This is a genomic window from Streptomyces sp. PL-25 (assembly GCF_058344915.1).
Genome location: NZ_CP136997.1, coordinates 2,846,793 through 2,858,813 on the forward strand (window position 1 = coordinate 2,846,793; position 12,021 = coordinate 2,858,813).

Here is a 12,021-nt window from a genome sequence, read left to right on the forward strand (position 1 = left end):
TATCAGAAGTTTGGAGCCGGTCTGACCGGGCTTCGTTTTCCGATTCATCGGGGCTTCTCGGGAATCTGAATGACTCCGGAAGCGGATAGATGTTCACCGTTGCCCGCCTGCCGGACCAGTAGGTCAGCTCCAGGCAACTGTTCGAATCTACCTCCCCACCCGCTCCGTGTCAACGGCTCCGGTGGGGCGAAGAGGACACTAGCAGTTCAGCGGGCGGAAACGCACATCAGGCGGCCGTCGGCACGGTGGCGCTTCGCTCGGCGGCCTCCAGGTCCCCCGTATCGCCGGCGCGTACGGCCCGGCCGCCGAGGACGTACACGTAGGTCAGGAAAGCCGCCTCGGCGACGACGCCGATGCCGATGCGGGCCCAGGTGGGCAGGCCGGACGGGGTGACGAAGCCTTCGATGGCGCCGGAGACGAACAGGACCAGGGCGAGGCCGATGGCCATGCCCACGGCGGCCCGCCCCTCTTCGGCGAGCGCGGCGCGACGCGTGCGCGGGCCCGGGTCGATGAGCGTCCAGCCGAGGCGCAGTCCCGTACCGGCGGCCACGAAGACCGCGGTCAGTTCCAGCAGGCCGTGCGGGAGGACCAGGCCGAGGAAGGTGTCCAGGCGTCCGGCCGAGGACATCAGGCCGATACCGACGCCCAGGTTGAGCATGTTCTCGAAGAGGACCCACAGGACCGGCAGTCCCAGGAAGACACCGAGGACCAGGCACATCGCGGCGGCCTGGGCGTTGTTCGTCCACACCTGCGCGGCGAAGGCGGTCGCGGGATGGTCCGAGTAGTAGGTCTCGTACTCACCGCCGGGGCGGGTGAGCTGCCGTAGCTCGCTGGGGGCCGCGATGGTGGCCTGCACCGCCGGGTGGGTGCCGATCCACCAGCCCAGGAGTGCGGCGACGACCGTGGACAGGAGTGCCGTGGGCACCCACCAGTGGCGTGCCCGGTAGACCGCCGCCGGGAAGCCCTCCAGCAGGAACCGGGTGACGTCGCGCCACGAGGCCCGCCGGGTCCCGGTCACCGCCCCGCGCGCGCGGGCGACGAGCTGGCTGAGCCGGGCGGTCAGCAGCGGGTCGGGGGCGCTGGAGCGGATGAGCGACAGGTGGGTGGCGGCACGCTGGTAGAGGACGATCAGCTCGTCGGCCTCCGCGCCGGTGAGGCGGCGTCGGCGGGCGAGCAGCGCTTCGAGACGGTCCCACTCGGGTCGGTGGGCGGAGACGAAGACGTCCAGGTCCATCGTGTCTGCCTGCTCCTCGGCTGGTTGGTCGGCGGTCCGTCGGATGTGTCTGCTTGTCCTACTGCGACGCGACGGCCCTCAGCTTGGCAGACTGGCGGTTCTCGGGGCAGGCCAGGGAAGGGCGGCAGAGCGTGAGTGAGCTGGTGACGGGTGAGGCGGTGGCGCTGGAGCTGCGCCCCGCGAGGCTGCCCAGCAGGGCGCTGGCCGTGCTGCTCGACCTCGCCGTGACCGTGGCCGCCTACCTCCTGGTGAGCGTGGGGCTGCTGGTCGCCACGGCCTCGCTGGACGAGGCGGCGCAGGTCGCGCTGTCGATCGCGGCCTTCCTGCTGGTGCTGGTGGGCGGTCCGATCGCGGTGGAGACGCTCAGCCACGGGCGGTCCCTCGGGAAGCTGGCGTGCGGGCTGCGTGTCGTCCGGGACGACGGCGGGCCGATCAGGTTCCGGCACGCGCTGGTGCGCGGCGCGATCGGTGTGGTGGAGATCCTGATGACCTTCGGGATCGTCGCCTGCATCGCCTCGCTGGTGTCGGCGCGGGGTCGGCGGCTGGGCGATGTGTTCGCGGGGACCCTGGTGGTGCGGGAGCGGACGGCTGCCGGCCGGATGTCCGCCGTGCCACCACCGCCGCCCTGGCTGGCCGGGCGGTTCTCGGCCCTCGATCTGTCGGCGGTGCCCGACGGGCTGTGGCTGGCCGTGCGGCAGTACCTGACGCGGATGCAGCAGCTTGACCCGCAGGCCGGCCGGGACCTCGCGCAGCGGCTCGCCGCCGATCTCTCCGCGTTCACCGGTGTTCCCGTACCGCCCGGGGTGCCTCCGGCGATGTACCTGGCCGCGGTGTTGCAGGAGCGGCAGGTGCGGGAGGCGCGACGGGCGTTCCGGCACTCTCCCGTCGGGGGTGGACCGGAGGCGGCTCGTGCCTTCGCCGCGCCGGAGACGCTGCCCGCGTCGTCCCCGGTCCCGTCTCCTTCTCCGTTCTCCCCGCCTTCCCCGCCCGCTTCTCCCGCTTCTCCTGCTTCTCCTGCCTTCTCGCCGTCTCCGGCCCCGTCGTCTCCGTCTCCGGCGCCTTCCGACGCGGCGGACGTGGAGACGCGGCGGCCGGCGACCGGGTTCGTGCCGCCTGCCTAGGGCCGGTCCGTGCCGCTCAGGTCTCGAAGGCGGACGGCGGTGAGCTGAGGTCCTCGAGCTCGATGCCGGGGGCCGCCAGGACGACGTCGCCGGAGAGGTGAACGGTGTGCCGTTCACCGGTGTCCAGGGCTGTGACCTGGTACTCGTCCACGGTCAGGGGGCCGTTGTCAGTGGGGTGTGCTTCTCTCTTCACCAGGGCCCAGGACTGGTCCACAGTGCGGGGGGCGAGGACCGGATCCGTGAAGGTGACGAGGCGTACGCGGGTGGCGGAGGCCGAGGGGGTGAGGCGCAGGAGACGAGCGGTGGCGACGAGGAACGCGGGGGACGTGCCGGTGAAGGCGTGGGCGCGCACATTGCCTTCGGTGGCGTGGGTCCCGGTGGGGTCGGTGCGGACCCAGGTGACGCCGTCGAGGGCGGCACCGCGCACCTGCCAGCCGCCCGCGTGGAGTTCGAGGCGGATGGGGCGGCCGAGTTCGTCGAGGGAGAGGTCGACGGAGCCGCGGTGATCGCCCGAGGGGGCGGTGACCTGGGAGACGTAGCGCCAGCCCGAGGGGCCGGGGGCGCACTGGAAGTGTTCTTCGGCGAAGGGGGTGTGATCGTGCGGATCGTGGAGCGAATAGGTGCCGCGGGGCATGGGGTTCCTGGGGCTTGACGGGCCGGTCCGGTCAACGGGGCAGGCCCCCGGCACGGGGGTGCGGGGGCCTGTCCCGGAGGACCGGGGAACCGGAGCACCGGGCGGGGCCGCGGGTGCGGCTCGCTCGCCCGGTGCCCGGGATCGGTCAGTGGTGCCTGCGGTCGGTCAGTAGCGGTAGTGGTCCGCCTTGTACGGGCCGTCCACGTCCACGCCGATGTACGCGGCCTGCTCGGGACGGAGCCGGGTCAGCTTCACGCCGAGCGCGTCCAGGTGGAGGCGGGCGACCTTCTCGTCGAGGTGCTTGGGCAGCACGTAGACGCCGGTCGGGTACTCGTCGGGCTTGGTGAACAGCTCGATCTGGGCCAGGGTCTGGTCCGCGAAGGAGTTGGACATCACGAACGACGGGTGGCCGGTGGCGTTGCCCAGGTTCAGCAGGCGGCCCTCGGACAGCACGATGATGACCTTGCCGTCCGGGAAGGTCCACGTGTGGACCTGCGGCTTGACCTCGTCCTTGACGATGCCGGGGATCTTGGCGAGGCCGGCCATGTCGATCTCGTTGTCGAAGTGACCGATGTTGCCGACGATGGCCTGGTGCTTCATCCTCGCCATGTCCGAGGCGAGGATGATGTCCTTGTTGCCGGTGGTGGTGACGAAGATGTCGGCGGTCTCGACGACGTCGTCCAGGGTGGTGACCTGGTAGCCGTCCATCGCGGCCTGGAGCGCGCAGATCGGGTCGACCTCGGTGACGATCACCCGGGCGCCCTGGCCGCGCAGGGACTCCGCGCAGCCCTTGCCCACGTCGCCGTAGCCGCAGACGACGGCGGTCTTGCCGCCGATCAGGACGTCGGTGGCGCGGTTGATGCCGTCGACCAGGGAGTGCCGGCAGCCGTACTTGTTGTCGAACTTCGACTTCGTCACCGCGTCGTTGACGTTGATCGCGGGGAAGAGGAGGGTGCCGTCGCGCTGCATCTCGTACAGCCGGTGCACGCCGGTGGTGGTCTCCTCCGTGACACCGCGGATCTCGGAGGCCAGCTGGGTCCACTTCTGGGGGTTCTCGCCCAGGGTGCGGGTCAGCAGCTGGAGGATGACGCGGTGCTCGTCGGACTCGGCGGTGTCGACCGAGGGGACCTTGCCGTCCTTCTCGTACTCGACGCCCTGGTGGACGAGGAGGGTGGCGTCGCCGCCGTCGTCCAGGATCATGTTCGGGCCGCCGGTGGGGGTGTCCGGCCAGGTCAGCGCCTGCTCGGTGCACCACCAGTACTCTTCGAGGCTCTCGCCCTTCCAGGCGAAGACCGGGATGCCCTGGGGGTTCTCGGGGGTGCCGTTCGGGCCGACCGCGATGGCGGCGGCGGCGTGGTCCTGGGTGGAGAAGATGTTGCAGGACGCCCAGCGGACGCGGGCGCCGAGGGCGACCAGGGTCTCGATGAGGACGGCGGTCTGGACGGTCATGTGCAGGGAGCCGGTGACGCGGGCGCCCGCGAGCGGCTGCTGCTCCGCGTACTCCTTGCGGATCGCCATCAGGCCCGGCATCTCGTGCTCGGCGAGGGTGATCTCCTTGCGGCCGAACTCGGCCAGGGACAGGTCGGCGACCTTGAAGTCCTGCCGGTTGTCGACAGTCGTCATTACGGGCTGCTCCTCGGGATCGGGTCGAGGTGGGTACGGCTGACCTGCGCGGCGGCGGGCACGACGGCGCCCCTCAGGACACAGGCATGCCTGCCCGCGTGCGCGCAGCGCAGTCCGTCGGAGGCCCTCTCTCCCTCGGTCGGCCCGCTCCGGGGCCGCCCGACCGCCATCAGCAGCGACGTCTGGCTCTGACCCAAGCTACACCGCGGTACCCGGCGGCCCCCAGTCCGCCTCCGGCCGGATCCGGCCGTCCGGGGCGTCAGTGACCGGTGGCGTGCGGGTTCGGTCCGCCCGGGGTGGCCTCCGGGTCCGCGCCCCTGGCGGCCTCGGCCTCGCTGTAGACGTCGGGTTCGAGGTAGATGACGCGGGCGATGGGGACGGCGGCGCGGATGCGGGACTCGGCGGCGTCGATGGCGGCGGCGACCTCGGTGGCCGTGTCGTCGTGCCGGACCGCGATCTTGGCGGCGACGAGCAGTTCCTCGGGACCGAGGTGGAGGGTGCGCATGTGGATGATGCCGGTGACGGTGTCGCCGTCGACCGTGGCGTCCTTGATCTGCTCGACCACGTCGGTACCGGCGGCCTCGCCGAGCAGCAGCGACTTGGTCTCGGCGGCCAGCACGAGGGCGATCAGGACGAGCAGCACACCGATGCAGACGGTGCCGATGCCGTCCCAGACGCCGTTGCCGGTGAGCAGCGCGAGGCCGACGCCGCCGAGGGCGAGGACGAGGCCGATCAGGGCGCCGAAGTCCTCCAGCAGGACCACGGGCAGCTCGGGTGCCTTGGCGCGGCGGATGAACTGCGGCCAGGAGAGCTTGCCGCGCAGCTCGTTGGACTCCTTGATGGCGGTGCGGAAGGAGTAGCCCTCGGCGCAGATCGCGAAGGCGAGGACGGCCACCGGCCAGTACCAGTTCTCCAGTTCGTGCGGGTGGCTGATCTTCTCGTAGCCCTCGTAGATCGCGAACATGCCGCCGATGGAGAACAGCACGATGGAGACCAGGAAAGCGTAGACGTAGCGCTCGCGGCCGTAGCCGAACGGGTGCTGCTCGGTCGCCTCGCGCTGGGCCTTCTTGCCGCCGACCAGCAGCAGGAACTGGTTGCCGGAGTCGGCCACCGAGTGCACGCCCTCGGCGAGCATCGACGAGGAGCCGCTGAAGGCGAACGCCACGAACTTCGATACCGCGATCGCGAGGTTGGCGCCGAGTGCCGCCACGATCGCCCTGGTGCCGCCTGACGCGCTCATCTGTCCGCGTTGTCCCTTCGCCTTCGTGCTGCCGGTGGGTCATTGTTGCAGCCCCGTCCGGCGGCGGTGCGCCGGATCCGTACGGCGGACAGGTACCGCGGACCACGGCAGGCGGGTACGGCGAACCGGTACGGCGGACGGGCCGCCGCGGACGGGACGGCCCGCGGCGGCCCGGTGGCCGGTCGGGGCGCGGGTGTCAGACGACGACCGTGGCGCGGAAGAGCGTGCCGGTGCCGGACACCTCGGCCTTCTCGCCCGCCGGGACGAACACCGACTGCCCCGGCGTCAGTTCCTCCTCGCCCGCCCGTACCGAACCGGCCGTGCAGAGCAGGATCTGCGGGGTGGCCAGGGTGAGATCGTGGGCCGGGGCGCCCTCGGGGAGGACGTAGCGGGAGAGGCGGAACTCGTCGATGGGCGTCTCGTAGACCTCCTCGCCGTCCGGGGCGGCCTCGGGGCGCAGCACACCGGGGTCGGCCGCCTCGAAGCGGACGATGCGCAGGAGTTCGGGGACGTCGACGTGCTTGGGGGTCAGGCCGCAGCGCAGGACGTTGTCGGAGTTGGCCATGATCTCCACGCCCAGGCCGTTCAGATAGGCGTGCGGGATGCCCGCGCCGAGGAACAGGGCCTCACCGGGCTGGAGCCGGACGTGGTTGAGGAGCATGGCGGCCAGGACACCGGGGTCGCCCGGGTAGTGGTGGGCGATGCCGGCGTACGGGGCGTGGTCGCCGCCGAGACGGGCGCAGGCGGTGGCGGCCTCGCCGACCGTGCGGGCCATCTCCTCGGGGTCGGCGGTGAGGATCGCGGTCAGCACCTCGCGCAGGGCCGCCTCCTCGGGGCGGGCGCGCAGCAGGTCGACGTAGGGCTTGAGGGAGTCCACGTCGAGGGCGGCGAGCAGCGCGGCGGCCTCGGCTGGTGCGCGGAAGCCGCACAGGCCGTCGAACTCGGTGACCGCGCAGATCAGTTCGGGCTTGTGGTTGGCGTCCTTGTAGTTGCGCTGCGGGGCGTCGGCCGGGACGCCGCGGCGCTCCTCGTCGGCGTAACCCTCCCGGGCCTGGTCCAGGTCGGGGTGGACCTGGAGGGAGAGGGGGGCTCCGGCGGCGAGGAGTTTGAGCAGGAAGGGCAGGCGCGGGCCGAACCTGGCGACCGCCTCGGCGCCCAGTTCCCGCTCCGGGTCGGCGTCGATGACCGCGGAGAGGGTGCCGCGTCCGGTGCGCGAGGGGGCGCCGGGGTGGGCGCCCATCCACATCTCCGCCTGTGGTTCGCCGCTCGGTTCCACGCCCAGGAGGTGCGGGATGGCGGTGGTGGAACCCCAGGCGTAGGGGCGGATGGTGTTGTCGAGGCGGTCCATGTGTCTCTCTGTGATTCTCTCTGCGATGCGGCACCCGGCGGGCCGGCCGGGTCCGGGTGCCGGATGTACGGGTGTCCAGTGTGGGGGTCTCCTGTGTGCGGGCGGCGGTTCAGGTTCTGGAGACGAGCGACAGGTAGACGGCGGCGAAGTCGGTGACGGCGATGAGTTCCGCGAGGGTCTCGATCTCGCCGCCGGGCTCCGGTTCCAGCTCGCTGATCGGCGTGTCGTGGCTGAGGGCCAGGTCACGGGCGGCGGGCGCGGCGGTGAGGCCGCCGAGCGGACGGTCGCGCAGCAGCACCACGCGCGCGTGCAGCGCGGGCGGTTCGTCGACGCGGTCGCGGAAGAAGTCGTCCGGGTCGGCGCTGGCGGCCAGCGGACCGGCGAGCAGGGCGCTGTGTTCGGCGAGTGCCTCGGGCAGTTCGGCGACGACGGCGGGGATGCCGGACAGCTCGGCGAGCCCGGCGGCGAACCGGCGGCCGGCGGGACCGGCCGCGACGCCCTCGGTCCAGATCACCGGGAGGGCGTCGGCCAGTTCGGCGGCGAGGGTCTTGGCCGGGTTGCTGTAGGTGGCGATGGCGGGGCCGCAGCGTTCGGCGACCTGGTCGAGCCGGTCGGCGGCGGCCTCCAGGGCGTCGGGCGGCGCGGTGAGCAGGCCGACACGGTCCAGCAGCGCGAGCAGCGGGGTCAGCAGCGCCCACAGCACGCCGGGCGCGGATCCGGCGAGGGGTTCGTCGTGGTCGTAGGGGGCGGTCGCCATGGGGATGAACAGGCCGTGGGCGCCTGCCACGGACTCGGCGAGCGGGGTGCCCACCGGGGCGACGGCGACGACCGTGCAGCCGCGCCGGTACGCCTGTTCGGCAAGCGTGGACAGGCTCGGCTCGGTGCCGTCGGGGGTGGCGATCAGCAGGAGGTCCACGGAGCCGGCCCAGCCGGGCAGTTCCCAGCGCAGGGCGCCGGAGGCACTGGCGACGCCGGTGGGGGCCAGCCGGGTGACGGGGCTGCCGGCGCCGGCGAGGGTGCCGAGCAGGTCGGCGGCGTGGGTGGCAGCGGCGCCCGGTCCGGCGATCAGGACGGCGCGGGGGCGGCCGTCCGGTCGGAGGTCGCCCACGCCGGCCTCCGCGGCGTGCCGGGCGGCGGTGCGGACGCGGGCTCCGGCCTCGGCCGCGCCGCGGAGCAGCCCGCGGTGGTCGGCGTCGGCGAGCGCCTCGGGGGCGTCGAGCAGCGTTTCGTCGATCATGTGCGGCAGCCTCCGATCGGTGCCGGTCGCCGGGCACCGGGGCGTCTGGACGGCGGGGGGGGCGGGACGGCGGGTCGTCGCGGCGGCGGGGCGGGCGGCGCGGGGGCGGCGTGACCTGAGGACGGCGGGACGGCGGGGCGGCGGACGGTGCGGCGCCATCGTCCCGTGTCCGGGCCGCGTTCCCGTCCGGGTGGGCCGGAACACCGTCTGGGTGGGCCGGATCTCCGACCGGTGGGTCGGACCTCGTCCGGGCGGGTCGGACCTCCGGGCCCGTGGACCGTCCGTCCGGGGTTGCCGGACCGCGCAGGGGTCGTACGGCCGGGCGGTGGGCGAACGCCTGCCGGTTCCGTCGGTCCCGGGCCGGTCGGCCCTCGGTCCGCCTCCGCCCTCGGTCCGCCCCGGTGCTCGGTCCGCCCCGGTGCTCAGGCCCGCCGGCTCCGGGACCGGTCGGTCCCCGGGGCGCCGGACTCCTCGGGGTGCCCGGTCGCGGCTGCCCGGTGCCGTGGCGGCGGTCAGGCCGGGCGGCGGGCCTCGTCCACCAGCAGGACGGGGATGCCGTCGCGGACCGGGTAGGCCAGACCGCAGTCCTCACCGGTGCAGATCAGCTCGGTGTCCTGCTCCTTGAGGGGGGCGTGGCAGGCCGGGCAGGCCAGGATCTCCAGGAGACCGGCTTCGAGCGGCATGGGTGTTCCCTTCGGGACGCGGGGTGCGTATGGGGTTGTACAGACGTGCCTGGTCAGCGTACCGCCGGTCGGGGGGCCGGCGGCGGGGTCCGCCGGGGCGGCCGCTCAGCCCCTGATGATCTCCAGGACCTCGTCGCGGATCTTGGCCATCGTGGCCTCGTCGCGTGCCTCCGCGTTCAGCCGCAGCAGCGGTTCGGTGTTGGAGGGGCGGACGTTGAACCACCAGTCGGCGGCGCTGACCGTGAGGCCGTCGAGTTCGTCGAGGGTGACGTCGTCGCGACCCGCGTAGGCGGACCGGAGCGCGGCGAGGCGGGCGGCCTGGTCGGCCACGGTGGAGTTGATCTCTCCGGAGCCCGCGTAGCGGTCGTAGCGGGCGACCAGGGCGGACAGCGGCTTGTCCTGGCCGCCGAGCGCCGCGAGGACGTGCAGGGCCGCCAGCATGCCCGTGTCGGCGTTCCAGAAGTCCTTGAAGTAGTAGTGCGCGGAGTGCTCGCCCCCGAAGATCGCGCCGGTACGGGCCATCTCGGCCTTGATGAAGGAGTGGCCGACGCGGGTGCGGACGGGGGTGCCGCCGTTCTCCTTCACCACTTCGGGGACCGACCGGGAGGTGATCAGGTTGTGGATGATCGCGCCCCGGCCGCCGTTGCGGGCCAGTTCGCGGGCGGCGACCAGCGCGGTGACGGCCGAGGGCGGGACCGGGTCGCCGTGTTCGTCGACCACGAAGCAGCGGTCGGCGTCGCCGTCGAAGGCGAGGCCGAGGTCGGCGCCCTCGGCGCGGACCCGCCGCTGGAGGTCGACGAGGTTCGCCGGGTCGAGTGGGTTGGCCTCGTGGTGGGGGAAGGTGCCGTCCAGTTCGAAGTACATCGGGACGAGGTCGACGGGCAGGCCGGTCAGGACGGTGGGGACGGTGTGGCCGCCCATGCCGTTGCCCGCGTCGACGACGACCTTCAGCGGGCGGATGGAGCTGACGTCGACGAGGGAGCGCAGGTGGGCCGCGTAGTCCTCCAGCGTGTCCCGCTGGGTGATCACTCCGGGACGCTCGGCCGGCTGCGGGGCGCCCGACTCGCTCCAGCGCTCGGCGAGTTCGCGGATCTCGGCGAGGCCGGTGTCCTGGCCGACGGGGGCCGCGCCCGCGCGGCACATCTTGATGCCGTTGTACCGGGCCGGGTTGTGCGAGGCCGTGAACATCGCGCCCGGCAGGCCCAACGCGCCCGAGGCGTAGTACAGCTGGTCCGTCGAGCAGAGCCCGATCTCGGTGACGTCGACGCCGCAGCGCACCGCGCCGCGGGCGAAGGCGCGGGCCAGGCCGGGCGAGGAGGGCCGCATGTCGTGCCCGGTCACCAGGGCGCTCGCCCCGGTCACCCGGGCGAAGGCCGCTCCGAACAGCTCGGCCAGCGACTCGTCCCACTGGTCCGGGACCACCCCGCGCACGTCGTACGCCTTGACGATCTGCGACAGATCAGCAGCCACGGCCAACCCTTCTGAAGTCCCTGTCGGTCCCCACAAACTACCCGTCCCGGGCGGCGCGGCCCGCGCATGAACCGGGTGCGGCACGAGTGCCGCCGGACACACCGACGGCATGGAACGCGCCGCGCGGTACGCGGGGAGGGCGACAGGGGCGGTGCGCGGATCCCCGACTGGGGCCGTGGTGAACGGTTTTGTCAGTTGTCCGGTGAGCGGAGGACCCGCAGATGGCCGCGGCGCGCGACCTCCATCGGGTCGGCTCCGCGGGCGCCGCCGCCGGCTTCGGCCGCGCGCTCCTGCGGACGGGCCGCCTCGCGCACGGCGTTGGCGAGCGCCTCCAGGTCGTCACCGCTGGGCCGGGCCGGAGCCGAACCGTCGAGGAGCCGGACGACCTCCCAGCCGCGCGGGGCGGTGAGGCGCTCGGAGTGCTCGGCACACAGGTCGTAGCAGTGCGGCTCGGCGTAGGTGGCGAGCGGGCCGAGGACGGCGGTCGAGTCGGCGTAGACGTACGTCAGCGTCGCTACGGCGGGACGGCCGCAAGCGGTGCGCGAACAGCGACGTACAGGGCTCACGACGTTGGACGGTACCGCACTCTTGAGCGGGCCGCGACGACTCTCCACCAGGTCACTCCACCGTGTCGTGCTGTGAAACACCCCACATGCTCCTTCAACAACACCTTACTGACGAGCGTTGACGGCATACGACGGGATCCCGAACACCCCTTGTTCCGGTCACGAGTAGGTACAAACACCGTCAATTGCCTTGAGATCGGCGGCCTCGGAGAGATACGCAATCGAGTCCGAGCTTGGCCGGATCCGGTGCCGGGTGACCGGTTGCCGTACGGACCGCGCGGGCGGGCGGCCGGAATCGGCGGCGGCGGGCGCGGCCGGACGGCACGGTGCCGGGACGGTGTCCGCAACGAGGCGGGCGGGGGTCGCGAGGACTACCCTTCACCAGTGATGGACAACCGTGTACCGCCCCGTGCCGCAGGCCCCGGGCCCCGCCGACGTGATCGCCACGGCCGGGGCATGCGCGGCCCGATCGCACCGCCCCAGGTGCCGCTCGCCGCGAGCCGCGCCGAGGTGTTCGCGGACCTGGTGCAGGACTCCGTGGAGCGCCTGGAGCGGCGGTGGCCGCAACTGGCCGACATCGACTTCCTCGTGCTGGACGTGCCTCGGCCGGCCGGGCCCGGACAGTCCTGGAGCGACGAACCGGTGCCCCTCGGGGACGCCTTCCCCGCGGAGACCGGGAAGACGGCGCGGGTGGTGGTCTACCGGCGTCCGGTGGAGATCCGCAGCAAGGGCCGCGACGAACGGGCCGCCCTGGTGCACGAGATCGTGGTCGAGCAGGTGGCCGAACTGCTGGGCCTGACACCGGAGACGGTCGACCCGCGCTACGGCGAGGACTGACCGAACGGCACCGACCACACGGCACCGG

At 72.9% G+C, this 12,021-nt stretch carries 11 protein-coding genes; 2 read left to right on the plus strand and 9 right to left on the minus strand.

From position 1 onward, the window contains the following. Positions 1-226: 226 nt before the first annotated feature. Complete coding sequence (locus R4Z62_RS12580; RefSeq protein WP_064533430.1) at positions 227-1,234, minus strand: stage II sporulation protein M; 1,008 nt, start codon at positions 1,232-1,234, stop codon at positions 227-229. 131 nt (positions 1,235-1,365) lie between these two features. On the opposite strand from R4Z62_RS12580, the gene R4Z62_RS12585 reads away from it, so the two are divergent. Then, entirely contained in the window at positions 1,366-2,355 is a 990-nt protein-coding gene (locus R4Z62_RS12585; protein ID WP_491519845.1) for an RDD family protein, read from the plus strand. A gap of 16 nt (positions 2,356-2,371) precedes the next feature. On the opposite strand, the gene R4Z62_RS12590 is transcribed toward R4Z62_RS12585, so the two are convergent. The 8 genes from R4Z62_RS12590 to R4Z62_RS12625 form a co-directional block, all read right to left on the minus strand. Continuing rightward, the gene (locus tag R4Z62_RS12590; RefSeq protein ID WP_491519846.1) at positions 2,372-2,989 is read right to left on the minus strand and encodes a hypothetical protein; all 618 of its coding nucleotides are present in this window, start codon (positions 2,987-2,989) and stop codon (positions 2,372-2,374) included. Between the two features lie 165 nt (positions 2,990-3,154). Further along, positions 3,155-4,612 carry an adenosylhomocysteinase gene (ahcY, locus tag R4Z62_RS12595; protein WP_064533432.1) on the minus strand — a complete coding sequence of 486 codons (1,458 nt, stop codon included), beginning with the start codon at positions 4,610-4,612 and terminating at the stop codon, positions 3,155-3,157. Between the two features lie 259 nt (positions 4,613-4,871). Further along, complete coding sequence (locus tag R4Z62_RS12600; RefSeq protein ID WP_355484997.1) at positions 4,872-5,852, minus strand: cation diffusion facilitator family transporter; 981 nt, start codon at positions 5,850-5,852, stop codon at positions 4,872-4,874. Between the two features lie 196 nt (positions 5,853-6,048). Then, positions 6,049-7,200: a mannose-6-phosphate isomerase, class I gene (manA, locus tag R4Z62_RS12605; RefSeq protein WP_355484999.1), complete on the minus strand. Its 1,152-nt coding sequence runs from the start codon at positions 7,198-7,200 to the stop codon at positions 6,049-6,051. A 109-nt stretch (positions 7,201-7,309) separates the two neighbouring features. After that, entirely contained in the window at positions 7,310-8,437 is a 1,128-nt protein-coding gene (locus tag R4Z62_RS12610; protein WP_491519847.1) for an SIS domain-containing protein, read from the minus strand. A gap of 512 nt (positions 8,438-8,949) precedes the next feature. After that, entirely contained in the window at positions 8,950-9,120 is a 171-nt protein-coding gene (locus tag R4Z62_RS12615) for a Trm112 family protein (protein WP_018567001.1), read from the minus strand. Positions 9,121-9,225: 105 nt separating this feature from the next. Further along, on the minus strand, positions 9,226-10,590 hold the full coding sequence (locus R4Z62_RS12620) for a phosphomannomutase/phosphoglucomutase (RefSeq protein WP_491519848.1): 1,365 nt from the start codon (positions 10,588-10,590) through the stop codon (positions 9,226-9,228). 191 nt (positions 10,591-10,781) lie between these two features. Next, positions 10,782-11,204: a DUF3499 domain-containing protein gene (locus R4Z62_RS12625; RefSeq protein ID WP_026252400.1), complete on the minus strand. Its 423-nt coding sequence runs from the start codon at positions 11,202-11,204 to the stop codon at positions 10,782-10,784. 339 nt (positions 11,205-11,543) lie between these two features. Between R4Z62_RS12625 and R4Z62_RS12630 the strand changes: the two genes are divergently transcribed. After that, entirely contained in the window at positions 11,544-11,993 is a 450-nt protein-coding gene (locus tag R4Z62_RS12630; RefSeq protein WP_079158924.1) for a metallopeptidase family protein, read from the plus strand. Positions 11,994-12,021 lie beyond the last annotated feature (28 nt).

Bases quoted from the DNA above. Each gene is read 5' to 3' on its own strand.
- manA (WP_355484999.1), bottom strand. From the start codon at position 7,200: ATGGACCGCCTCGACAACACCATCCGCCCCTACGCCTGGGGTTCCACC.
- R4Z62_RS12630 (WP_079158924.1), top strand. From the start codon at position 11,544: ATGGACAACCGTGTACCGCCCCGTGCCGCAGGCCCCGGGCCCCGCCGA.
- R4Z62_RS12615 (WP_018567001.1), bottom strand. From the start codon at position 9,120: ATGCCGCTCGAAGCCGGTCTCCTGGAGATCCTGGCCTGCCCGGCCTGC.
- R4Z62_RS12590 (WP_491519846.1), bottom strand. From the start codon at position 2,989: ATGCCCCGCGGCACCTATTCGCTCCACGATCCGCACGATCACACCCCC.
- R4Z62_RS12580 (WP_064533430.1), bottom strand. From the start codon at position 1,234: ATGGACCTGGACGTCTTCGTCTCCGCCCACCGACCCGAGTGGGACCGT.
- ahcY (WP_064533432.1), bottom strand. From the start codon at position 4,612: ATGACGACTGTCGACAACCGGCAGGACTTCAAGGTCGCCGACCTGTCC.
- R4Z62_RS12610 (WP_491519847.1), bottom strand. From the start codon at position 8,437: ATGATCGACGAAACGCTGCTCGACGCCCCCGAGGCGCTCGCCGACGCC.
- R4Z62_RS12600 (WP_355484997.1), bottom strand. From the start codon at position 5,852: ATGAGCGCGTCAGGCGGCACCAGGGCGATCGTGGCGGCACTCGGCGCC.